General features: G+C 34.1%; 22 protein-coding genes and 2 pseudogenes. 3 read left to right on the top strand and 21 right to left on the bottom strand.

The features are described from left to right. Positions 1-55: 55 nt before the first annotated feature. The 7 genes from ACUN0F_RS22090 to gntK form a co-directional block, all read right to left on the bottom strand. Positions 56-1285: an MFS transporter gene (locus ACUN0F_RS22090; RefSeq protein ID WP_445540158.1), complete on the bottom strand. Its 1230-nt coding sequence runs from the start codon at positions 1283-1285 to the stop codon at positions 56-58. 1 nt (position 1286) lies between these two features. Continuing rightward, positions 1287-1823: an NADPH-dependent FMN reductase gene (locus tag ACUN0F_RS22095; protein ID WP_264461924.1), complete on the bottom strand. Its 537-nt coding sequence runs from the start codon at positions 1821-1823 to the stop codon at positions 1287-1289. A 146-nt stretch (positions 1824-1969) separates the two neighbouring features. Further along, positions 1970-3124 (bottom strand): hypothetical protein, encoded by a 1155-nt coding sequence (locus tag ACUN0F_RS22100; protein ID WP_046955698.1) that lies wholly within the window; start codon positions 3122-3124, stop codon positions 1970-1972. Positions 3125-3158: 34 nt separating this feature from the next. Next, complete coding sequence (locus tag ACUN0F_RS22105; protein ID WP_264461923.1) at positions 3159-4379, bottom strand: tetratricopeptide repeat-containing glycosyltransferase; 1221 nt, start codon at positions 4377-4379, stop codon at positions 3159-3161. Positions 4380-4650: 271 nt separating this feature from the next. Further along, positions 4651-5547, bottom strand: coding sequence for a phosphogluconate dehydrogenase (NAD(+)-dependent, decarboxylating) (gene gnd / locus ACUN0F_RS22110; protein WP_088080588.1), 897 nt, complete (start codon positions 5545-5547; stop codon positions 4651-4653). Between the two features lie 18 nt (positions 5548-5565). Continuing rightward, positions 5566-6915 (bottom strand): GntP family permease, encoded by a 1350-nt coding sequence (locus ACUN0F_RS22115; RefSeq protein WP_000260195.1) that lies wholly within the window; start codon positions 6913-6915, stop codon positions 5566-5568. A gap of 14 nt (positions 6916-6929) precedes the next feature. Beyond that, positions 6930-8468 carry a gluconokinase gene (gene gntK / locus ACUN0F_RS22120; protein WP_264461920.1) on the bottom strand — a complete coding sequence of 513 codons (1539 nt, stop codon included), beginning with the start codon at positions 8466-8468 and terminating at the stop codon, positions 6930-6932. Between the two features lie 515 nt (positions 8469-8983). Here gntK and ACUN0F_RS22125 point away from each other — a divergent pair. Then, the gene (locus ACUN0F_RS22125; RefSeq protein WP_060488641.1) at positions 8984-9886 is read left to right on the top strand and encodes an ABC transporter permease subunit; all 903 of its coding nucleotides are present in this window, start codon (positions 8984-8986) and stop codon (positions 9884-9886) included. Next, positions 9883-10902 (top strand): ABC transporter permease, encoded by a 1020-nt coding sequence (locus tag ACUN0F_RS22130; RefSeq protein WP_445540159.1) that lies wholly within the window; start codon positions 9883-9885, stop codon positions 10900-10902. Before ACUN0F_RS22125 ends, ACUN0F_RS22130 begins: the two co-directional genes overlap by 4 nt. 140 nt (positions 10903-11042) lie before the next feature. Here ACUN0F_RS22130 and adhP read toward each other — a convergent pair whose 3' ends face one another. From adhP to ACUN0F_RS22155, 5 genes are all read right to left on the bottom strand, one after another. Continuing rightward, the gene (gene adhP / locus ACUN0F_RS22135) at positions 11043-12080 is read right to left on the bottom strand and encodes an alcohol dehydrogenase AdhP (protein ID WP_046955692.1); all 1038 of its coding nucleotides are present in this window, start codon (positions 12078-12080) and stop codon (positions 11043-11045) included. Positions 12081-12431: 351 nt separating this feature from the next. Beyond that, positions 12432-13286, bottom strand: a complete 855-nt coding sequence (locus ACUN0F_RS22140) for a MurR/RpiR family transcriptional regulator (RefSeq protein ID WP_445540160.1) — start codon at positions 13284-13286, stop codon at positions 12432-12434. A gap of 192 nt (positions 13287-13478) precedes the next feature. Beyond that, positions 13479-14126 carry a two-component system response regulator CasR gene (casR, locus tag ACUN0F_RS22145; RefSeq protein WP_000694651.1) on the bottom strand — a complete coding sequence of 216 codons (648 nt, stop codon included), beginning with the start codon at positions 14124-14126 and terminating at the stop codon, positions 13479-13481. A 14-nt stretch (positions 14127-14140) separates the two neighbouring features. After that, a complete protein-coding gene (locus ACUN0F_RS22150; protein ID WP_179874299.1) occupies positions 14141-15238 on the bottom strand; it encodes a sensor histidine kinase in 1098 nt (365 codons plus the stop codon). Positions 15239-15416: 178 nt separating this feature from the next. Then, positions 15417-16310 (bottom strand): mechanosensitive ion channel family protein, encoded by an 894-nt coding sequence (locus ACUN0F_RS22155; RefSeq protein WP_445540161.1) that lies wholly within the window; start codon positions 16308-16310, stop codon positions 15417-15419. 254 nt (positions 16311-16564) lie between these two features. Between ACUN0F_RS22155 and ACUN0F_RS22160 the strand changes: the two genes are divergently transcribed. Continuing rightward, positions 16565-17014 (top strand): NUDIX hydrolase, encoded by a 450-nt coding sequence (locus tag ACUN0F_RS22160; protein ID WP_445540162.1) that lies wholly within the window; start codon positions 16565-16567, stop codon positions 17012-17014. A 181-nt stretch (positions 17015-17195) separates the two neighbouring features. Here ACUN0F_RS22160 and ACUN0F_RS22165 read toward each other — a convergent pair whose 3' ends face one another. The 9 genes and pseudogenes from ACUN0F_RS22165 to ACUN0F_RS22205 form a co-directional block, all read right to left on the bottom strand. After that, positions 17196-17744, bottom strand: a complete 549-nt coding sequence (locus ACUN0F_RS22165) for a cysteine hydrolase family protein (protein WP_088122018.1) — start codon at positions 17742-17744, stop codon at positions 17196-17198. A gap of 114 nt (positions 17745-17858) precedes the next feature. Continuing rightward, positions 17859-18113 (bottom strand): annotated as a pseudogene (locus tag ACUN0F_RS22170) (hypothetical protein). 65 nt (positions 18114-18178) lie between these two features. After that, entirely contained in the window at positions 18179-18667 is a 489-nt protein-coding gene (locus tag ACUN0F_RS22175) for a hypothetical protein (protein WP_000713499.1), read from the bottom strand. 259 nt (positions 18668-18926) lie between these two features. After that, a complete protein-coding gene (locus ACUN0F_RS22180; RefSeq protein WP_445540163.1) occupies positions 18927-19574 on the bottom strand; it encodes a nitroreductase family protein in 648 nt (215 codons plus the stop codon). 98 nt (positions 19575-19672) lie between these two features. Next, a complete protein-coding gene (gene dat, locus ACUN0F_RS22185) occupies positions 19673-20548 on the bottom strand; it encodes a D-amino-acid transaminase (RefSeq protein WP_046955686.1) in 876 nt (291 codons plus the stop codon). Positions 20549-20679: 131 nt separating this feature from the next. Then, the gene (locus tag ACUN0F_RS22190) at positions 20680-21645 is read right to left on the bottom strand and encodes an ABC transporter substrate-binding protein (protein WP_088122016.1); all 966 of its coding nucleotides are present in this window, start codon (positions 21643-21645) and stop codon (positions 20680-20682) included. Positions 21646-21782: 137 nt separating this feature from the next. Continuing rightward, positions 21783-22196: pseudogene (locus ACUN0F_RS22195) on the bottom strand (phosphatase PAP2 family protein); the annotation flags it as partial. A gap of 29 nt (positions 22197-22225) precedes the next feature. Further along, complete coding sequence (locus tag ACUN0F_RS22200) at positions 22226-22555, bottom strand: hypothetical protein (RefSeq protein WP_445540842.1); 330 nt, start codon at positions 22553-22555, stop codon at positions 22226-22228. A gap of 48 nt (positions 22556-22603) precedes the next feature. After that, complete coding sequence (locus tag ACUN0F_RS22205) at positions 22604-22963, bottom strand: GNAT family N-acetyltransferase (protein ID WP_000627499.1); 360 nt, start codon at positions 22961-22963, stop codon at positions 22604-22606. Between the last annotated feature and the right edge of the window lie 16 nt (positions 22964-22979).

Below are 22979 nucleotides of genomic sequence, written 5' to 3' on the forward strand. Positions count from 1 at the left end.
GTGGGAGTCCTCTCGAAAGGAATGATAGAAAAAGATAGGAAGGCAGAAGTACTTTTTATATGATTGATTTATTAGAAACGTTCGTTCTTACTTTACGTTGTGATAGTACATAATAAATAGCGATTCCTAATGAGAAGATCAATATACAGCTTAATACGTAAAACGGCAGCATCACTCCGGCTTTGGATACACCAGCTGTAAACAGCATTAATAATACAATGCGTATTCCTGTACCAATTAAGCGAAATAAGCTGTCTACACGTCCCATTACTTCATTTGGAATTTCCTCCATCATCAATACATTTCTCGCCACTCTTGTCCCCGCATTTCCAATTGCATGAAAAATCGCTAGTCCATATAAAAACAATACAGAAGGTTCAATACTCATTGCGGTAATTGAAATTACATAAATGAACATCGTCATAACGATTGAAACTTCTGTTTTGACATATTTCATTATGAGTGGAATACAGATTCCTGCAACAACCGCTCCGACACCGTACATCGTGCCCTCTATTGCGTATACAGAGGCATTGGCTTTGAGTATATCCGAAATATACACGGGTATTAAATAATTTGCCATCATAACACCTATAAACGGCATATAAGTGGCCAGTAAGAACCAAAAGAGCTTAGGACGTTTTTTCATAAAGTGAATTCCTTCAAACAATTGCTTCTTAAATGTTATTTTTCTTTTCACTTCTTTTTTCTTTACGTACGGTATACATAAGAAAAGAAAAAATGCTCCAGCAAAAGTTAACATGTCTACTAACAAAATCCACTTCAAAGATACAATTTCAATTAAGAAGCTTGCGGCCGCTCCAGAAATAACTTGTGTTAACTGTCCTTGTATTTCCATCGTTCCACTTAAACTTTTATAATGTTCTGCTTGAAATATCTCTTGGTTGAACGCAAATATTGTAGGGTAAAATAATAAATAGTAGAATGATCCGGCTATATAAATAAGAATATAGTGAATAGAATGATAGGGTTGCCCAGCAAATCCCCATATAACCATTATCCCGATTACGGCTATTCCGATTCCTTCGTTACATAGCAATAAAGATTTTCTTGAAAAACGATCAATACTTTGCCCAATGAATGGTGTTAATAAAAACATAATGAGGGTTGCAATGATAGAAACATAACCAAACGCTGTCTCTCCTCCACTCTCTTTAATTAACAGCCAAGGAATCGTTATCATAACAATTCCAGAACCAATAGCAGCTAGACTATTGGCCCCTAGAATGTAATACAAGCGAGAATCCTGATAAAGTGAGGACATATCACTCCACTCCTAGTTGTTTTTTCACCTCTTTATATACGCTCATATATGCTTTCAATTCTTTAACTAAATCATGAATTAATGGTTTTGCATCTTCCCCAAGTTCACCATCTTGCACATGTAATCCATCAAGCACAACTTGTTTTGGGATTGCATTTGCGTACACCCCTCTAGCAACAATACGCATACTGTTTAATGCGTTAATGCCACCTTTACCGCCTCCAGCAACTGCAAGTAATGCGACAGGTTTATGAACAAATTCACTACTGCTTAAGTAATCTAACGAATTTTTCAACGCTCCACTCATTGCATTATGATATTCAGGTGTACATAGTACTACACCGTCTGCAGTTTTCACTAATGCTTTTAATGTTTTTACCGCTTCTAATTCACGTTGTGATTCTTCCCCGTTATATAAAGGCAGTTCCTCTACTGATAAATCGTATAACTCCCCTTCAAATTGATCAGCAATATATTTTGCCACCACACGAGTTCTACCGAATTTTCTTGGCGTACCGTTAATAACGACTAGTTTCATAATTATTTCTCTCCTTTGTTTTTCAGTTATACTTATATATTATCAGAAATTTCTATACAAAACACAATATAAAGAGGGAACTAGCTTGATAAAATAGTATAATAGACGAAAAAAATAACTCATACGAAAGTATGAGTTATTCACAATTACTTTTCCTCCTCTTTATGACACAGTATGCCTATGTTTCCTTTCGCTTCAAAATGGTTATACGCTTTTACTGCTAATTTGATACGTTCTTCTGGTAAGGCTACATATTTCATAATATTTTCTATTATTTTTTCGTACGGAGTAAACACAATTCCTGGCCACTCCATCTCGTCCTCTGGATTACTATTTTCCGAAATAATAAATTTCTTATTTGCCACTGCATAAGAAACTCGAGGTGTTTCAAGAATTCCTGATAAGTAAAAATGAATATTTAATATAATTTTAGACCTAGCGATCAATTCATTTCTAACAATTCCCCACGCATTATTTTTAAAAACAATATTTAAATTCGGGGCAACTGCTTTTAATTGATCAAAAATAGCTTGCCGCCTCGGATTAAGAGCACCTATAAACAGTATATCGATGTCTTCAGTAACCTCATCTTCAAATGCATCTTTTTTTATTTCCAAAGTTGGGGCATAGTTCATTCCTATATGTCTTATTTTTTTTCCTACACCTTTTTGTTTTAACCATGCTATATTTTGTTTACTATAATCCCAAATTTCCTTATCTTTTAATAACATTAAATATAGGGGATGCGCATAAGGGCTTCCTTCATATAGCTGTTCTAAATTATAAATAATTGCATTTTTCGGAAGCAGATTCGGATTATGTGCATATGTATGCGCTCCAAAAACAATTGTATTTTTCACATTTTCTAGTATTGTTTCTGATATGATTGCTGTATTTCCCTCCTGCTCCAATCGCCATTTCAAAGCTCGCGCGACATCTATGAAACTACCATACGTCTTTGGGCATATAAAAAGACAATAATCATATTCTTTATTCAAATAAGCTTCCATTAGCCTTAAATTATTTTTATACAAATCCACATCCGGATATTTAATTAAAAGCTCATTTGCATGTTTTTTTGCTACTTTATATAATCCAGCATAATAAGCAGCAATGCACCTTCTTAATTCAATTCTTTGCCGATGCTCATCTGCTACGTCCATGTCTAAAAGAAGAGTTGCGATACAATACGCTTTTAAATGATCACGATCATAATAATAATCTAGTAGTGGCATCAATTCTTCATACGTATTTCCATGCACAGATTCTCCTAATTCTAGCGCCCATCGTATTAATTCCATTATTACTCCACTACTCCTTTAACCGAAATTGTATTTAATAAAATTTCGCATTACTTTCAACCATATTTGCTATATGCAACGGTAGATCTTCTTTTTTCGATTCCAAAATTTTTTGTGATACAGCACCTAAATGCTTTTTATGTGGTATATAAAAAGCACTTATAGAAATCTCATAGTCAAATAAGTAATCATACACATGATAATCTACAAATAGAAGATCATTTTTTGGAAAAGGAATTTCCTTCCCTTGCAACGCATACATCAAGGCAATATTATTTTGAGATTTTAATCGATACATTCTTGCAAGTTGGTATAATGGCTCAGCCCGAGTTGGTCTATATTCCCACGCTTTTTGAAAATAAAAAATAGCTAATGCTGTATATTGCTCTTCTTGCATCTTAGCATTTTCTTTTTCCTCCGCTTCTGTTACTTCAAGTTGCTTATTTGCTGAACGGTTTGCTAATTGTTCATAACAAAATCCTATTCGCAATAACGAATAGAAAACTTCTTCAACCCATCCCCCTGCTTCCACTCTTTTTTTGTACCATTTAATCGAATCTTCAAATTGACTTAAATGAAAATAAGTTTGGGCTAAATAAAATAAATATCTTATATGCAAATCAGGCGTTGTTTCTGGATCATTAATCCCTTCTAACAACAATCTCTCATCTCTCTCAAATTTATCAGCTTTACTACCACCATCCCCAGGGTCGTTAACGACAAGCGTCTCTAACCTTGCTACTCTCGTATTGTAATTCGCACCAACTTTGGAACGATCTATATCCCAATACTCATGAGTAACACCGACAGATTTCCATGGTAAAGAAGCTTTCAAAAGGCGTGTAAGCCAATACTTAATATGAATATCATATTGCAATGTAAGATAATGGTCTTCCGTTAAACTAGTCTTATCAAACTCAGGATCAACTTCTAATATCATATCTGCATCTAATATTAATAAATAATCTGCTTCTGGATATGTTTTTTGTGCCAATGAAACAGCTAAACTTCTGTTATAACCAAAGTTTTTAAATGGTTCATGATGAACTGTTCCTGGGATTTCATTTTCTTTACACCAATTTTCAATAATTTCGGGTGTATGATCAGTTGATCCCGTATCACAAATAGAAACAAAGTCTACAATTGATTTTGTAGCATTTAAACATCTTTCCATAATTCTAGACTCGTTCTTAACAATCATACAAAGACATAACTTTTTTTCTTCCCCTGCATTCTTCACTTGCTCATTTCCCATTTAACCACCTCATATTTTATTAACACGCTCTTTTCATATGTAACACCACTTCATAGCTACATTGATGACATAATCACCCTTTTACTATTTATGAAAATTTCATTTTATTTATTCTTATTTTTATGTTGGGACATCTTTTATGCTTCCCTTTATATTTGATACATCCAGTACAAATAAACAATGATTGATTGGTATTTTAAAATTAGAAATTTCTTAAACTAAAAAAAAAGAAACTTGCGCCTATGCACAAGTTTCTTTTTAAAAAACAGCCTTATTTTTTCACAACTTCATGTCCACCGAACTGATTACGAAGAGCTGAAACTACTTTTCCGTGGAATGTATCATCTTCTTGAGAACGGTAGCGCATAAATAATGACATCGCGATTACCGGTGCCGCCGCTTGAAGTTCAAGTGCCGTTTCAACAGTCCATTTCCCTTCTCCTGAAGAGTTCATCACACCTTTAATGCCATCTAGTTTTGGATCATCTGCAAATGCCTTTTCAGTTAAGTCCATTAACCAACCACGGATAACCGATCCGTTTGCCCATACTTTTGCAACATCTTCATAATTGAAATCAAAATCACTTTTATCTAACACTTCAAAGCCTTCAGCGATTGCTTGCATCATACCGTATTCAATACCGTTATGAACCATTTTTAAGAAATGACCACTTCCGACGCGACCAGCATACGAATACCCATTCTCTACTGCTAAATCTTTAAATAAAGGTTCTAATTGATCGTAAATTTCTTTTTCTCCACCAACCATTAAGCAAGCGCCGTATCTAGCTCCTTCTACACCGCCTGATGTACCGATATCTACGTAATGTAAACCAAATCTTTCCGCTTCTTCAGCACGGCGTAACGTATCTTTATAGAATGAATTTCCGCCTTCAATAACGATATCGCCTTCTTCTAATAATGGATATACATCTTTTAATACTGACTCAACAACTTCTCCCGCAGGTACCATTACCCAAATTGTACGAGGGGCTTCTAATTCAGCAATCATTTCTTTTAATGTATGACGAGCAGTAATCCCTAAAGCCCCTGCTTTTTCAACAAGTTCTTTATTAACGTCATATACAACTACCTCATGCTTGTCTTCATATAAATGTTCTGCTAATGGGAATCCCATTTTTCCTAATCCAATTAAACCTAGTTTCATATTCATCAATCTCCCATTCTATACAAATATATTTAATAACGAAATGAGTCCGAGTGCTACAACAGATAATATCGTCTCCATTGCAGTCCATGTTAATAATGTTTCTTTCACAGTCATTCCAAAATACTCTTTAATCATCCAAAATCCAGAATCATTTACATGTGATAAAATTAATGACCCTGCACCTGTTGCAAGTGCTAATAGTTCAACATTTACACCTGGTGTACTTGCTGCAATCGGTGCTACAATTCCAGCTGCTGTCATCATAGAAACTGTAGCAGATCCAGTCGCAATTCGGATAAGTGCCGCAATTCCCCAACCTAATAATATCGGTGAAATATGAGATTCTTTCGCCATTTCTGCGATTGTCGTTCCAATTCCAGAATCTAATAATACTTTATTAAACGCACCGCCTGCACCGATAACTAACAGTATGTTCGCAATTGGCCCAAGGCAATCGTTTGTAAATTGTAATACTTTATCTTTTGAGAAACCTTTTGCATAACCAAGACTAAAGAAAGAATATATCGTTGCAATTAATAACGCGACTATTGGATCTCCAATGAAGTGCAATACTTGTGCAAGTTGACTTGTTTTGCTTAGCCCTACTTCCGCAATCGATGCACCTAGCATAAGAAATACTGGAAGTAAAATAGTAAACAATGTATTTCCGAAACTAGGGAGTTCCTTCTTCTTATCTCTTTCAATAAATTGCTCCGCTATATCTAATGGTACTTCTTTATGTATACGAGCACCGATCCATTTCCCGTAAAGCGGACCTGAAATGATTGCAGTTGGAAGTCCGACAATTAATGCATATAAAATTGTTTTCCCTACATCTGCTTTAAAAATACCTACCGCTGCCATCGCTGCTGGATGCGGTGGAACGAGTCCGTGTACAACAGATAGTCCTGCTACTAGTGGAATACCGATTGTAATAAGTGATACCCCTGTTTCTAACGCAATTGTAAATACTAATGGAATTAACAGTACAAATCCAACTTGGAAAAACACTGGAATCCCTACTAAAAATGCAACGAACATCATTGCCCAGTGAACACGTTTCTTCCCAAAACGATCAATTAATGTGTTAGCAATTCGTTCAGCACCGCCAGATTCGGCCATCATTTTTCCAAGCATCGTTCCTAATGCTAAAACTATCGCTAAAAACCCTAACGTATTACCAAGCCCTAGTTTAATAGAATCGATAATCCCTGGATCTTTTGGTGAAGTTCCAATCAATGGCATTCCCATTGCTAGCCCTACACCAATTGCTGTTAATATTAACGCGACAAACGGATGCCATTTTACTACTGTAATAAGTAAAAGTAGTATGACAACTGCCGCTAGTACGATTCCAACTACCATTTCTCCCAATCCCCCTATTGTTTACGTTGGAAAGCAGCTATACAATCAAATTCTTCTTTCAAGCGATTGTAAAGTCGTTCATACATATAAAACATTTCTAAATATATAGCCGTATTTTCTTTATTCGGTACATGATGATGAACAATATCAATCCAACCCTTTACCTCTTCAAGAGAATCAATTTTTCCTACAGCATATAAAGCAACTGCCGCTGCCCCAAGTGCAGATGCTTCATGACTTTCAGGAACAAGCAATTCTTTTCCCATCATATCGGATAACATTTGTCTCCAAAATGCAGATTTCGCAAAACCTCCTGAAACGCGTATTTCAGTAAGTGGCCCTGTACAATCCCTGATTGCGAGTGCAACAGAATATACGCTCATACAAACACCTTCCATGACTGCACGTATAAAATGTTCTCGTTTATGCTGAAGGTTTATTCCAAAGAATGTACCACGAGCATTTGCATTCCAGTAAGGTGCACGTTCTCCAGATAGAAACGGTAAAAATAGCAATCCACCCGCTCCAGCTGGTACACTTTCCGCATACTTAATTAATAAATCATACGGATCAATGCCAAGCTTCCTTGCAACTTCTTGTTCCGGGCTACCAAATTCATCACGTAACCATCTCAGTAATATTCCCCCGTTATTCGTTGGTCCGCCGATCACCCAGTGCTCGTCTGTTAATGCATAACAAAACGTTCTTCCTTTTTCATCTGTATTAACATTTGATGAAATTGTTCGAACCGCACCACTTGTACCAATTGTAATTGCAGCTGAGCCAGGTGATATTGCCCCAACGCCTACATTCGCAAGAACACCATCACTTGCACCAATAACAACTGGCGTATCTTCACGAATGCCCATCTTTTGTGCTAATTCAGGTTTCATACCCGATAAAATATATGTAGTTGGCACAGGTTTTGATAATTGTTCTGGTGACATATGTAACATCGTTAAAACTTCTTCATCCCAATTTAATGTTTCTAAATTAAATAACCCAGTAGCAGATGCTATTGAATAATCCACTACGTAACGTGAAAACAATTGATAAATAACATACTCTTTAATGGAAATAAATTTATAAGCGCTCGCATATAATTCTGGCTCTTCCTCTTTCATCCACAATAATTTAGAAAGCGGCGACATCGGATGAATTGGTGTGCCTGTTCGTCTATAAATGTCATGCCCATTCATATGTTGTAATAATTTTTCCGATTGTTTCGTACTTCTATTATCTGCCCAAATGATAGAACGCGTTAATGGTGCACCGTTTTTATCTACTGCAATTAATGCGTGCATTGCTGTACTAATACCGATTGAAGAAATATCCTCTGGTAACACGTTACCCTTTTCGATGGCAACGCTTACAGTTTTATATACAGCAGCACATATAACATCAGGATCTTGCTCAGCCCATCCGACCTTTGGTTGAATAATTGGATAATCAACTGCATGTGACGCAACGACTTTTCCTTTTTCTGTAAACACAACCGTTTTTGTACTTGTGGTACCGATATCAATCCCGATTACTCTCCCCCTTGTTTCCATGCGAATCTTCCCTTCGTTTCTAGCAAAATACGATCTAGTAAACCGTTTACATGAATTAGTATATAAAATATTTTTTCATTAATCAAGTTTTAAAAAGAAAATTTTTTTCATAATAAAAAATATATCCCCCTCATTCCATTTCACTTACATACTAAATTTAGATTTTCCCCGCGGTGAAGTTGCGAAATATTCGTTACGCAACACACTCTCTTTTTCTTTCATTAACAACACATATATAGTCCTTCCTTACGTTCTACTCATTTGCATGAAAAAGGAGTTGTACAGCAACTACCTCCGCAATGGAAATTTTGTGCACTTTGCTCATTTTTATTGTATGAAGTTCACTTGTCCTTTTATCTTAATAGTCTTTGAGTGCGGATCCTACTATCACTTTATTAACTTGTAATTATAGGTTACTTACTATAAAATCTAATAGTATTTTTATTTTTCAGAAAAATAAAACAATATTTCAGACTTTATTGTATAATGTTGTAAAAAGATGTCGGAGGGATTTAATGTTACATAAAATATCTCAATTCACAATTAAGCTTTCATCCATTCTTTTATCACTGTTACTATTATTAAATTTACCTTATTTATTTATCACTCAACAAGGATTCACCTTTCAACCAATTTATTTTTTTAACCAGATCGTTACTATGTTAAAACTGGTTTTCTCACCTGAATCATTGTTGGTTATAGGATCAGACCCAAAGTTTGGTCATTTAAAAACAACACCATTATTTCCAACTGTTTTAGAACCTTATCTATATTCATTTACTATATTATTTTTAGCCTTTTTGCTTGCGCTCTTTTTATCATCTAGCATGGCATTTTTTTATTTTTTGGCAAAAGATTATATAAAAAAATGGATAAACCGAATTGTGTTCATATTAGAAGCTGTCCCTGATATGATGATGATGATTTGTTTGCAAATATTTTTCATATGGGTACTTCAGAAATTCGGGGAAGCTCCTTTCACCATTATTTCTTTTAATGAAAATCGAGCTTATTTACTCCCTATTTTATCTTTATCTGTTTTACCTACATTACAAATGTTTCGAATGATGGTGTTATACATAAAAGAAGAACATGGAAAACATTACGTAGAGGTTGCATATGGCAAAGGCCTTTCATCAAGTTATATACTTTGTATTCATTTATTCAAAAATATATCTATCCACTTCTTCCACCATTTAAAAACGATTTTTGTTTTCTTACTGTCTAACTTATTCATTTTAGAATTTGTTTTTAATATGCAAGGCATTATTCAATTTTTATTTAAAAAGGCTTTTATTTCACCTCCAGCTGCATTTATCATACTTGTCATGATTATCTTACCGTTTTATGCCATTTTTCAAATAATCTCTTTCATGATGAATAGATGGCAAAAGCAATTGAAAGGAGCAGCTTTATGAAATCTATTTGGAAATCAAAACGCTTTTTAATCGGCTTTACTTATTTATTCATACTTGTTTCAGCTAGTTTTATTTATAGTTGGTTCTTTAAAGATAACATCCCAAAACCTCCTCAGTTACTTTACAATGACAATAACGAATTACTTGGAAAGGCCCCCTTTCCGCCATCGTTAATACCGCCTTTTGGATCTGATCGTTTTGGAGAGTCTGTTTTCTTACAAATTATAGAAGGAGCAAAATTCACTATCTTATTAGCTGTGGCAATTAGCTTCTTTCGAATTTTATTCGGAACATGTATAGGAATCCTCTTAAGTTTATATGTTCCAAAATTCAAGAGATTTTTCCAGGCATGCTCAGAAGTTTTTTACTATATTCCTACTTTATTTATCGCATTTATACTCATCACGCCCATTAATATTGTAATCATATCAAATGCTGATAGATTAGATCCAAATATTTCATTTGCGTTTTATCAAGTACTCGTACTTATTTTCGTCGCTCTGCCTACACTTTCTTTATATATATCCTCAGAGGTTGATGAATTTATGAAACAAGATTATATTTTAAGTTCACAATTACTGGGTGCTAGCCGTTTTCATATTATCAAAAAACACTTACGAGTCTTATTACTTGACCGCTTATTTGTGTTATTTATGGAACATATCGTCCAAACTCTCATACTCGTTATCCATTTAGCGTTGCTTGATATTGTAATTGGTGGGATACAAATGCGTGAACTCTATGACGGAGTGCTCAAACCCGTTTCTCTATCTAATGATTGGGCAGGCCTTATTGGATTAAATCGTAATGAAATGAATCTTTCATGGTGGATTATTTTTTATACTCTCGCTTCATTCTTTATTACGATTCTATTTATTAAGCTTATGACAATCGGGATTCAAGATGCACTGAAAGCAAGAGATTCGCAAGTTGTAGCAATTCAAACCGTTCCAAATCATAAAAAATTTGTTAAAAGTAAAGATTCTTTTTCGTTTGTAGATAAAGTGAACCTTTAATCCTTTCTCATTAGTCGACATTGATGGTAGTGGAATGAAAAGAAGATGATTCCTGTTGAATGCAGGGATCATCTTCTTTCTGCTGTCTAACTTTTTTACATGTCTTTAGCTAGACTCATGCTTTTTATATTTAAAGTGAATTATTTGCAATCACAATTATGCTGTTTAAAATCGATTACCATACGTCCTTGAATTCTACCTTGTTCCATTTCTTCGAATACATTTTGTACTTTATCTAGAGAACAAGTTTGAACAACCGGCACTACTTTTCCTTCTGCACCGAACATGAATGCCTCTTCTAAGTCTTTACGAGTACCGACTAGAGAACCAACTACTTCAATTCCATCTAGTACAAGTCGCGGAATGTTTAAATCCATAGTTTCTACTGGTAAACCTACTGCAACGACTTTACCACAAGCACGTACTGCATCAACTGCTGAGTTGAATGCTACTTTAGAAACGGCTGTTACTACAGCAGCATAAGCACCACCAAACTCATCTTGAACAATCTTATCAGCAGGGCCTTGAGAAATTGGATTGATAGTCATATCCGCACCAACCTCTTTTGCTAACGCTAATTTATCGTCATTAATATCTACTGCAATTACCTTTGCACCAAATACGTTTTTAGCATATTGGATAGCTAGGTTACCTAATCCACCACAACCATAGATGACGATAGGTTGACCAGGTTTAATGTCTGATACTTTTATTGCTTTATATGTAGTTACGCCCGCACATGTGATTGATGATGCTTGAGCAGGATCTAATCCTTCTGGTACTTTCACCGCATAATCAGCTGTAACAATACATTGTTCTGCCATACCACCATCTACTGAATAACCAGCGTTCTTAACTTCACGGCAAAATGTTTCTCTACCTGTTACGCAATATTCACAACGTCCACAAGATTGGAACATCCATGCAATACTTACACGGTCACCTACCTTTAGTGAAGCTACATCATCAGCAATTTTCGTAACAATACCTACACCCTCATGACCAAGAATACGGCCATCTGTGTTTCCAAAATCATGATTTGCAACGTGTAAATCAGTATGACAAACCCCACAATACTCTACATCTACTAGCGCTTCACCTGAGTGTAACGGACGTAATTTCTTTTCAATAACTTCAATGTTTGCTTTACTATTTTTATTTACCACTACTGCTTTCATATGTGATCTCCCCTTTAGTGTTTTAGAATTTTAATGAGTTCATCTCACAACTTCTGTCTTCACTGGTTTGGCTAATTATTATGCCAAATTTAAATGTTCAATCATCATTACACGTTCATCATAACATGTAATTTTAAAAGCCTATTGTTAAATATTGAACAATATTTGAATTATTAACCAAATGTTTATTTGAAGGGAAAACCGAAATTGCATCTATGTATAGTTTATTAGAACTCTACGCGGGAGTAAAAACTCAATTAATAAAGATTTTTTAAAACAGGAAATTATAATCATCAAATTTTCACAAAAAACTATTGGCCAATATAAAAAGCCCTTCAATTGAAGGACTTTTTATATTCGTTTCATCAAAATTGTTTCGCGTATACTTTGTAAATTTTGCAACGTTTCTTCTTGGCGTTGTAACGATAACCCAACGTACAAAGTATCTAACAAACTTAACTGTGCTAATCTTGATGAACTTGCTTCTGTACGGAATTCTGTCTCACGTGTTGAAGTATACAAAGTAATATCAGCAAGTTGACTTAATGCTGATTTCTGATAGCTCGTAATTGCAATAATGTGAGCTCCTCTTGCTTTTGCTACTTCTAACGCTTCCAGTAACCCTTTATTGCTACCAGAATGAGAAATTGCAATTACCACTGCTTCTTTAGTAAGTAAACCCGCACCCATAATTTGAAAATGTGAATCTGTATGAGCAATACAAGAAATACCCGTTCTCATAAATTTATGATATGCATCCATCGCAATAATACCAGAACCACCATTTCCATAAAACTCAATACGGCTTGCTTCTTGCAATACTTTTACAGCTTGCTCTAGCGCTGTATCATTTAACAAATGCAATGTATCTTGCAGTCCTGTAATATGCGAATGAAAAACTTTTTTAGCAACAGTTACCATACTATCTTCCGCCGATACTTCTTCATGAATATTTTGCATCGGAGTATGTACAATTTCACGAGCTAATGTAATCTTTAAATCTTGAAACCCTTGAAAACCGAGGTGCTTACATAAGCGGAATATCGTAGCTTCAGAACTATTCGTAACTTCAGCTAATTCTGTAATAGATTTATGTACAACATCTTGTGGATGTTTCAATATATGTTCGGCAATACTTCGTAATTTCGGTGATAAACCGTTTAACGAAGCCTGAAGCTTTCCAATTCCACTTCTTGTACCTGGCATAGCATATCTTCCCCTTCCATCGTAGTTTTATTGTACCTAATTATAGAAAGAAGAAAAACCTTTATTTAGCACTACTATAAATTGAAACTTTAATCAGTGAGAGTATTGTACATCTCCCACTAATTATAAGCCCGCAAATAGCGGGATAAATTTTAAATACTCCTATGTATTCTGTCGTAACAAGGGACATAATTATTCATACTTATTATTTCCCCCGTGCTTCACCGCATATAATGCAGCTTGCGTACGATCATCTACTTCCAATTTAGCTAAAACATTTGAAACGTGTGTTTTCACAGTCTGTTCTGTAATATGAAGCTCCGCTGCAATTTCTTTATTACTTCGCCCTTTCGCAATTTCACGAAGTACTTCTTGCTCTCTTTTCGTTAACATGGAAAAAGGGTTTTCTTTTTCTTTCTTGACTGCTGACCGTCCGAATAGTGCTGGTGTTACTTTCGGATGAAAATTCGCATTTCCTTCATGTACTGCAATGATAGAAGCAACAAGTTGCTCTGGTTGTACTTCTTTTAATTGATAACCATCTGCTCCAGCTTCCAGTGCTGGTAAAACATAATCTTGCTCTGAAAAACTGCTTAATATAAGTATCTTTATTGTTTCATCATATTGTTTTATCCGTTTTGTTGCTTCTATACCATCCATCTTCGGCATTGATAGATCCATTAATACTACATCTGGTCTTTCCGTTTGAATGAATGTTAATGCCTCTTCACCATTTTCTGCTTCCCCAACTATTTCAAATTCTTCTCTCGTTTTTAAAAAGAATACAAGTCCTCTTCGAACGATATGATGATCCTCAACTAGTAGTAATTTAATCTTCAATCTTCTTCTCCCCTTTAAACCGGCAATTGAATTTCAATTTTTGTACCCTTTTTCAGCTCAGTTTTTATTTGAAATGATCCCCTCATTAACTGAATACGTTCCTTCATACTTTTTAAACCGAGTGCTGACTCTCTTACGTGATCTTGTATAAATCCTATTCCATTATCCTCTATGTAAAAATACAACTGGTTATTTTCTATTTTTAAAAGAACATTTACCTTTTCACATGAAGCATGTTTTTTACAATTATGTATTGCTTCTTGACTAATACGCCATAAAACTTCTTCTATTTCATCTCCAATTGAAACCATACCATCAATTCGAACTTCCACGTGGATCCCTAACAACTTTCCGTAATTTTTAATTGCTTCTGCTAAACCTTTCTCTAATCCTTCCGGTCTTAATTGCCAAATTAAAAGTGTCATTTCTTGTAATGCTTCCTGTGATAATTCTCCAATATAGCTCAACATCTCCTGCAAGTCTCTATCTTGCGTCATATTTAAAGTACCTTTTGCTGTTAGCATAATAGAAAATAACAATTGTTTTACTGAATCATGTAAATCACGTGCAAGTCGATTTCTTTCAGCTACCACTACGTATTTACGTTCTTTCTCTACTAACTGAATACGTTGTATTGTCGTTCCTATTTGAAATGCAATTGATTCTAGTAATGCTAATTCTTCCTCTGAAAAATGTGTTTTTTGAGGTGAGGCCACATTTAATAGACCAAACTTCTCCGATCCAGACCTAAGGGGAATTGTCGCATGATGCGTAACATCTTCGGTCTCTCCCCAATTACATTCAATCGCATCCTCTATCCGCTTACATTCAATAATATTTGTTGCTTTTTCTAATCTCCCATTCACAAAACGCTCTACACACCAGCAATCTCCTTCACACATCGGCTTCTTCTCTTGCCACGTAAGAGCCGGTGGTAAGTTTTCATCTACAAGCATACGGTGCTTTCCACTTTCATCGATAAAGAATATCCACCCTGTTTGTAAATTCATAACTTGTAACAATGTATGTAACACTTTTTCTAACATGACTTGTAAGTCTGTTGCTTCATTTAATAATTCTGCAATTGCTTTTAATGCTTCTAAACGATGCATCTCTTTTTCTTCAAAGTTCATTTTCATCACCATCTATCATTATAACATTAAGAAATTTCTAAATTCTACAAATAAGAAAGAACTGAATTCCTTCAGTTCTTTCTTTATATCGATCATTTTATTATTGTTTTTCTATCCAATGTTGGAAGCTAGATTTTTGTTAACAAACTATTCTATTTTAGCTGTCCGATACAGATTGTCCACCATGGTTATGCTGTAAACTTTCAGTAGTAACGACCATATTTGCTGCTGGCATTTGCACTTGATTCTTATGGAACATAGACATTAATTCAAATCTTACTTGTCTAGAAATTTCAAAATAATCTTCTGGCTTTATTAAACCTGTAATACAAAATTCATATCCAACATATTTAAGATTCGGGTTTAAATCTGTGACACCAACATATTTAAACGGTTCAACAGCTTCATCCTCTAATTTATAAAGACTCGAAGCCAATTTTTCATTACAATTAACACAAACTTCTTCTAACAATTCCTTAACTCTTGTAGGATCTTCCTGATAACTTACCGTAATCCGTTCAATTACACGCATCCATCCTTTATTAAAATTTTGTATCGTCCTAATCTCTCCGTGTGGTATCGTAAGAAGTTTTCCTGACCATTCACGAATTTGCATAAAACGAATACTAATTTCCTCAATCGTTCCTGAATTTGTTCCGTTAAAAGTAACAAAATCGCCAACACGAAACTCTTTGTCCGCTAATCTCGCAAAGCCTAATATAACATCTTTTAACATCTGTTGTGCAGCAAAACCGATAACAACACCCGCTATCCCTGCACCTGCAATGATACTTTTTATATCTACAAATTGGCTAATTAAATATATGATTAGACTGATGATGATGATATATCTAAAAATAGATCGAATCACACTTTGAATCGTTTGCTCTACCTCTTCATCAAAAAAGCTTGATTTCTTAAAAAACCAATCAATAATGCGGTTAATTACAAAAGAGATAATGATTAAAACTAATGCAAATAGTAAAAATCTTAAAAGTAAAAACTCACGTACATAATTAAAAAATTCTTCAGTATACGTTAATAAACTCATCCATCCACACCCTTAACTAATGAAAATTTTATGAAAAACTAATTTATTGACATACCTTTTGATTTCCTTAAAACTTGTTACACTTTCTTCTATAAATATACCCTTTTTTATTATCTAAAGGGAGATAACAATAGAATTTTTTATAAATGACTTTATGTTAAGACCTCAATACTTACCTAAACAAAAAGGGGAATATTAACACAACGCCGAATTGTTCATTTGAAAATATTTTGACTCGCGGAGGTTAACTAACAATGAGCTATATCGAAGAACTAAGAGAAGTTATTGGATCAAGACCACTCAATCTAGCTGGCGTTGCTGTAACTGTTTACAATGAACAAGGACAAATATTACTACAACAAAGGCGAAATGGTGTTTGGGGTGTTCCCGGTGGATTTGTTGAACTTGGTGAATCAACGGAAGAAGCCGGAAGACGGGAAGTGCTTGAAGAAACAGGGATTGAAATAGGCTCTTTACAGTTAATAAGCGTATTTTCCGGAAAAGAATTTTTTGTGAAATTACCGAACGGAGATGAATTTTACCCTATAACAATCGCATATCTTTGCAAAGATATTACAGGCGGTACGTTAAAAGCTGATGGATTAGAATCATTACATGTACAATTTTTTGACTTAAATGGGTTACCAGAAAAAATTAGTCCGTTCATAAAAAAACTAATCGAGCGAAACCTCGTCTCAATTTAAACGAAAAAAGAGACCTTTTTAAAGGAGGGCACTGAAAAACTCCACTTTATAAGAAAAAGGATCCCACCACCTACTATATACAGGTGATGGGATCCTTTTAAAATTCAACATATTGATAAAATGCGTGTTATTTTTTCAAAGTAACCACTTTTTCAGTGGCCTCTTTTAAAGGCCTCTTTTTTCACTTCACTTCTGCATGTAAGCATGACTTAAAATGTCCAAGGGCAAATTCATGTCCTTGCGCATTAAAAGATGCAACAGCCTTTTCATAAACTACAATTTTAAATCCTTTATTATAAGCGTCTACTGCTGTGTGAAGAACACAAATATCAGTACAAACACCTACAAGATGAACTTCTTCTATTCCTCTTTCTCGTAACTTCATCTCTAAGTCTGTTCCTGCAAATGCACTATATCGTGTTTTATCCATATAATATACATTCTCTGCATTTTTATATGTTTCGTACACTTCTTGTAATTCACCAAACAGATCTCTTCCATTTGTACCAGCTATATTATGAGGCGGGAATAACTTTGATTCTGGATGGTATACATCGTTTTCTTCATGTTTATCAATCGCAAAGACCACGTAATCTCCATTTTCAATATATTGCTTCGTTATATGGACAATTTCCTTCTCAATTTCTTGTCCTGGTTTCCCGCATGTTAAAGCACCTTTTTCAGCTACAAAATCATATGTATAATCAATATTAATAAGAGCTCGTTTCATAACTACTATCTCCCCTTCTTCTGTTTCACAGTAAACAATAGAAAATTTGTTATTACGACATCGTATGTACTATTCGACATTTCAAATGAAATACCTACATTTTTCATGTAAAACTTACCTTAATCTGAGTTTATCATATGATAGATAAACAATGGTAAAACAAATAGCTCCTATTAACAAATCATGAATTTGTTAATTGAGCGTAATTTGAGTCACCTCTTGGATCATAAACAAAATGACTGACATCGTTAAAATAATCAAGACGATACGAATACACCGATTCACATCTTCAGCCTCTTTCTCTATCATAGTAGAAACAAGTGATTTCTTCCTACTTAATCGTATTAGAAAACGAAACAAGTTATTCACTGTTACATCCTCTAGTATAAACAAAAAAGCACACTACTTTTTGAGTAATGTACTTTTTATTCTTCTTATGACGCTGGTTTTGTTTCGAATGTTGCTTGATTTAAACTAATAACCTTTCCTTTTGGATCATTGTTTTCATACTGAACTGCAGTAATCGTATGACTACCTGTCTCAAGTGTCTTTTCTTTTAATTGTACTGTTGTCTGTGTTGTACTAGTGACTTGATGTTTATCTGCATATACTTGATCTACAAATATAAATGTTTCTTTATCATTTTGAAAATTAGAAAGCTCTAATTCAACATGTTGAATTAAAGTATCCTTTTTGATGAATACAGTTGGTATATTGCCGTTTTCAGAAGTACCATCTGGTGTAATAACTTTTACTTTTCCTTCACCAACTGGTACTGCACCTTCAGGGAATACTACTATATTCTCATTACTTGCATTTACAACTCGTTCTTCCTGCTTTGATTGCGCATCCTCTTTTTCTTGTGGAGCACCGCAACCAACTAATAACAATACAGACAATCCAGTGATTATGAATTTTTTCAAAATTCATCCCCCCTGTCATTTCATTATAATTTATTATACAAAAATACCTTTTAAATTTTAAGACTATTTTCAACACTTTCATGAACAAATAGAATCTTGCTCACGATTAATGTATCATACTTTCCTTAATAGAACATTAATTTTTTTTATGAAATAAATAGTAATTCCCTCTTATCTATCATTTTAGCCCAACAAATTAATTACATACCTGTCCAAAATAAAAAGACATTGTTCATTCAATGTCTTTTTATTTTAAGCTTTAAAAAACAAATGTTGTAATCTCATCTACTTCTTTTCTTACAAGTTTCTTCGGCTTATCTTTCGGAAAACCGAGTGAAATAACCATATTTATTTGTTTTTCAGACTCAATTTGTAAATATTGGCGTAGTTCATCTTGAGCTAACAATACCGGTCCTGTCATTGGACAAGTACCCAGCCCTTTCGCATGTGCAGCCAACATTAAATTTTGTACCGCTAAACAGCTACTCTTAATTCCTTCTTCTTCCCAAACTGAATCTGGAACAAAAGCAATTGGATCAAATATCTTTTCGCGAAATTTTGATTCATATGGTGTTGCCAAACACACGATTAATACAGGTGCCTCTGAGAAAGCTGTTGCATATGGTCCAAATGAACGGGTAAGTAATTTCCCTGCTTTCTCTTCTCCGTTTTCTGCCGCTTTTGCCGCAAGTTTATGTAATGCACCCCAAGTCATTTGCTCAATTTCTTTAATTTTCTCTCGGTTCATAATGACCAAGAACTCCCAAGTTTGTGAGTTCGTATCACTCGGTGCATAACGAGCACAATCAATAATTTCTTTTATGTCACTAATGGATACTTCTTGTTCTGTGAACTTCCTAACACTTCGTCTACCGTGAATTACTTCTTTAAAATCTTTATAATTCATACATTAAATCCCCTTTTTACAACGTTTTCAAATCTTGTCCTATGTTTGAATTATATCATGAAAAAAAGCTGGAGGAATACCAGCTTTTTTCTTCAATATTAGTTCGTAACTTTAAACAAACGAATACTTTCTTCATATGCAACTTGGAGTTTCTTTGTAATTGGTCCTCTTTCGCCGGTTCTAAACTGTTCATCACCTATTTGAACGACTGGGAATATTTCAAGTGGTGTCGCTGTAAAGAAGCACTCATCAGCCTCATATACTTCTTGTAGTGAAAATTCTCGTTCTTCTACTTCAATATGTAACTCTTTCGCTAATGTAATAACGAAGTGACGTGTAATGCCGTGTAGAATGAAGTTGTCAGCCGGATGTGTAATCAATTTATTATTCTTCACCATAAAGAAATTTGAATGACACCCTTCAGTTACAATTCCATCTCGTACTAATATCGCTTCTTGATAGCCTTGTTCGTTTATTTTATTTTTAATCATAATATTAGGTAGCAGATTTAATGATTTTATATGACAAAACTTCCACCGTATATCCTCTTCTACCGTAACTTTTATTCCCAGTTCCATAGCAGCAATTGGTCTTGGAAACGAAACAATATTTGCAAAATATGTTGGTTGCATATTTGACTCATATACATGATTACGTGCTTGAGCACCTCTTGATATTTGCAAATATACATTCCCATCTTCTTGAAATTGATTTTTTTCAATCATTTGATGCAACTCTTCCACTAACTCCTCCTTAGCAAAAGGTGGAATTAGTTTTATTTCTTCCATAGAATTAAAGAATCGTTCCAAATGTAGATCTAATAAATGTGGCTTCCCATCATATAGTCTGAATACCTCGTATATACCATCACCAAATTGAAAGCCTCTCTCCTCTAATGGAATCATCGGCTGTTCTTCCTTCGTATTTACAATTCTTCCGTTAAACAAAATCCAATCTTTATGAGTAGCTTTCATTCATTCCCACTCCTTTATTCCATAATTAGTTTAATTGTACAACTTATCCACACTCAAAAGAAGGAATTTTCTGTATTTTTACAAATAAAAAAGTACATCACCCATTTAAGGTGATGTACTCGACCATTCATTTACTTTAAAAAATATTTTTCAATATCATCTAACATAAGGTTTGCAGCTACAATACCACCTGCTGTATTCCAAATCACTTCATCTACTTCGAATACTTTATTATCTTTAGAAGCCTGTAACTGCTTAAAGAGCGGATCTTCTGTCCATTCTTTCGCTAACGTGTTTCCTTCATTATTCTTATCCGCATCTTTATCAGATGTGAAATAGAATAAGTAGTCCCCGTCCATATTTGGAATTTGTTCTTTTGTAATTCCTTTTATCGCAAATTCATCTTTATCTTGTAGTGGTGGTCGTTTAAATCCAATATCATTTAATACAACGCCTGAGAATGAATTTTTTTGATAAATACGAACATCACCTGGGACGAAGCGAATAATTGAAACTTTAGAGTTAATTTTATCTCCTAATTGTTCTTTTATTCCTGCAATACGCTTTTTATAATCATTAAGAGCATTTTGCCCTTCTTTTTCTTTATTTACAGCTTTTGTATAAAGCGTAAAGTTTTCTTTCCAATCACCGCGCAATGTTTCAGCATATACTGTTGGCGCGATTTCTTTTAACTGCTCGTATATTTTTTCGTGACGCATTTTATTTCCAATAATTAAATCCGGCTGAAGCTTCATTACTGCCTCTAAATTAATGTCACGCTCAGTTCCTACTACTTTCGTATCTTTCAACTCATTCGCTAAATGAGGATACCATTCATCCCCAGCTCGTGGTTTTGTCGTTCCAACTGGCGTTACTCCAACAGTTAAAAGTGCCTCAGCACCCTCATTCGTTAAAACAACAACTCTTTTTGGTGTACCATTTACTGTCGTTTCGCCCATTGCATGCTTTATACTATATGAATCTTTTGCCTTTACTGATGTATCTTTATCTTTCTTCTCTTCTTCTTTACCGCAACCTGCAATTATGACCATTAATAACATAATGCAAAGTATAAGAATATTTTTAGTGCGTGTCATAAATCCTCCTAGTTGAAAATGATTTTCATTAACATCTAAAGATTAATGTATATCTCATACATTGTCAATAGATATATCAGAAAACTTTTTCAATATATATAATTTCGACCTCATTTTGATTCAAAATATTTTTGTACTTATTTACTATTCACATTTTTTAACCGTAACATATGAAAAATAAACGGACATATGAAAGTAATTGTAATTCCAGTCAATACATAACGTACATAATACATATCAGGTATTACTTTTTTTAGTATGAGCTGCATCATTAACATAAAACTAAGGCCTAAAACTGTTTTTACTACTTGTATTTTAAAATTATTATTTTCATTCATTTTAATAAAATGATTCTCTAACATGATACCAATCGTAGAACCTGTCAAAACTCCAAGTAATTTTAAATTATCTATTTACTCAGTCATAAAATACATAATGAGTGCAACTGCCAATACAATTCGTTGTAACAATATAAATTTCCTATCACTTAATTCCCCTGTTACTTTCATATATAAATAAACAACTATGACACTAATTAAAACGGCACCTAGCCATTACAATTACAAATAAAAAAACCGCCTTATGTAAGGCGGTTTCTATCATTGTGCTTTAACCAATTTAAAATAAATATATACGATTGATAGTGAATATAACGTATGCAAAATAAAAGAAATAAAAGGGCTATTCCAGTGCTACTATACAGCAAACCGAACTTTAAAAAAATATTTAAAAGCGGTGGAAAGTTCGTTATGTTTTGTAATGTAATAAGCATACAAAATAAAAGGAAAAACACAGGGGCATATTGTAATTCATACGGCTTTCTCTTCTTATTCATTCTTTTTCGAATGAACATATGGATTAGCTCTGCTACTATAAAACACTCTCCAATTAATACAAGACCAGAAGTCATCGTCATATATCCACCTGCCTTTTATTTATCCCGCATAACTACTCATCTTTATATTTTCTTCACATATATTCCATCTTCTTCATTAAAACCAAAGCTCTCTATGAAAGTTTTTGCTTGTTCTGTTAATTCCGTTTGTAATACCTTTATCTCTTTCACATTTCTTTCTTTCATCATCGCTTCAAATGTAAAATACGTATTTGTCCCATAACCGTAACTTTGATAATCAAAGTGAATAATTAACTGAGATAAAACCGCACTCTCCTCTTGAACACGATAATCTATTACACCAATATATGTATCATCAACTTTCACACAATACTGTACCGGATTCTCACTTAAACTATGTGAGCGAAACATTTCTTTAACAACGTTTTCATTTTCTACATTTACTTTTTCAAACGTAATCATATGTTGTCCATCCTTT

Source organism: Bacillus sp. 1A (assembly GCF_052682215.1).

What these genes read in the sequence shown, in the direction of transcription:
- ACUN0F_RS22090 (WP_445540158.1), bottom strand. Translation starts at nt 1,285, where the DNA reads ATGTCCTCACTTTATCAGGATTCTCGCTTGTATTACATTCTAGGGGCC.
- ACUN0F_RS22095 (WP_264461924.1), bottom strand. Translation starts at nt 1,823, where the DNA reads ATGAAACTAGTCGTTATTAACGGTACGCCAAGAAAATTCGGTAGAACT.
- ACUN0F_RS22100 (WP_046955698.1), bottom strand. Translation starts at nt 3,124, where the DNA reads ATGGAATTAATACGATGGGCGCTAGAATTAGGAGAATCTGTGCATGGA.
- ACUN0F_RS22105 (WP_264461923.1), bottom strand. Translation starts at nt 4,379, where the DNA reads ATGGGAAATGAGCAAGTGAAGAATGCAGGGGAAGAAAAAAAGTTATGT.
- gnd (WP_088080588.1), bottom strand. Translation starts at nt 5,547, where the DNA reads ATGAAACTAGGTTTAATTGGATTAGGAAAAATGGGATTCCCATTAGCA.
- ACUN0F_RS22115 (WP_000260195.1), bottom strand. Translation starts at nt 6,915, where the DNA reads ATGGTAGTTGGAATCGTACTAGCGGCAGTTGTCATACTACTTTTACTT.
- gntK (WP_264461920.1), bottom strand. Translation starts at nt 8,468, where the DNA reads ATGGAAACAAGGGGGAGAGTAATCGGGATTGATATCGGTACCACAAGT.
- ACUN0F_RS22125 (WP_060488641.1), top strand. Translation starts at nt 8,984, where the DNA reads ATGTTACATAAAATATCTCAATTCACAATTAAGCTTTCATCCATTCTT.
- ACUN0F_RS22130 (WP_445540159.1), top strand. Translation starts at nt 9,883, where the DNA reads ATGAAATCTATTTGGAAATCAAAACGCTTTTTAATCGGCTTTACTTAT.
- adhP (WP_046955692.1), bottom strand. Translation starts at nt 12,080, where the DNA reads ATGAAAGCAGTAGTGGTAAATAAAAATAGTAAAGCAAACATTGAAGTT.
- ACUN0F_RS22140 (WP_445540160.1), bottom strand. Translation starts at nt 13,286, where the DNA reads ATGCCAGGTACAAGAAGTGGAATTGGAAAGCTTCAGGCTTCGTTAAAC.
- ACUN0F_RS22150 (WP_179874299.1), bottom strand. Translation starts at nt 15,238, where the DNA reads ATGCATCGTTTAGAAGCATTAAAAGCAATTGCAGAATTATTAAATGAA.
- ACUN0F_RS22155 (WP_445540161.1), bottom strand. Translation starts at nt 16,310, where the DNA reads ATGAGTTTATTAACGTATACTGAAGAATTTTTTAATTATGTACGTGAG.
- ACUN0F_RS22160 (WP_445540162.1), top strand. Translation starts at nt 16,565, where the DNA reads ATGAGCTATATCGAAGAACTAAGAGAAGTTATTGGATCAAGACCACTC.
- ACUN0F_RS22165 (WP_088122018.1), bottom strand. Translation starts at nt 17,744, where the DNA reads ATGAAACGAGCTCTTATTAATATTGATTATACATATGATTTTGTAGCT.
- ACUN0F_RS22180 (WP_445540163.1), bottom strand. Translation starts at nt 19,574, where the DNA reads ATGAATTATAAAGATTTTAAAGAAGTAATTCACGGTAGACGAAGTGTT.
- dat (WP_046955686.1), bottom strand. Translation starts at nt 20,548, where the DNA reads ATGAAAGCTACTCATAAAGATTGGATTTTGTTTAACGGAAGAATTGTA.
- ACUN0F_RS22190 (WP_088122016.1), bottom strand. Translation starts at nt 21,645, where the DNA reads ATGACACGCACTAAAAATATTCTTATACTTTGCATTATGTTATTAATG.
- ACUN0F_RS22200 (WP_445540842.1), bottom strand. Translation starts at nt 22,555, where the DNA reads ATGACTTCTGGTCTTGTATTAATTGGAGAGTGTTTTATAGTAGCAGAG.
- ACUN0F_RS22205 (WP_000627499.1), bottom strand. Translation starts at nt 22,963, where the DNA reads ATGATTACGTTTGAAAAAGTAAATGTAGAAAATGAAAACGTTGTTAAA.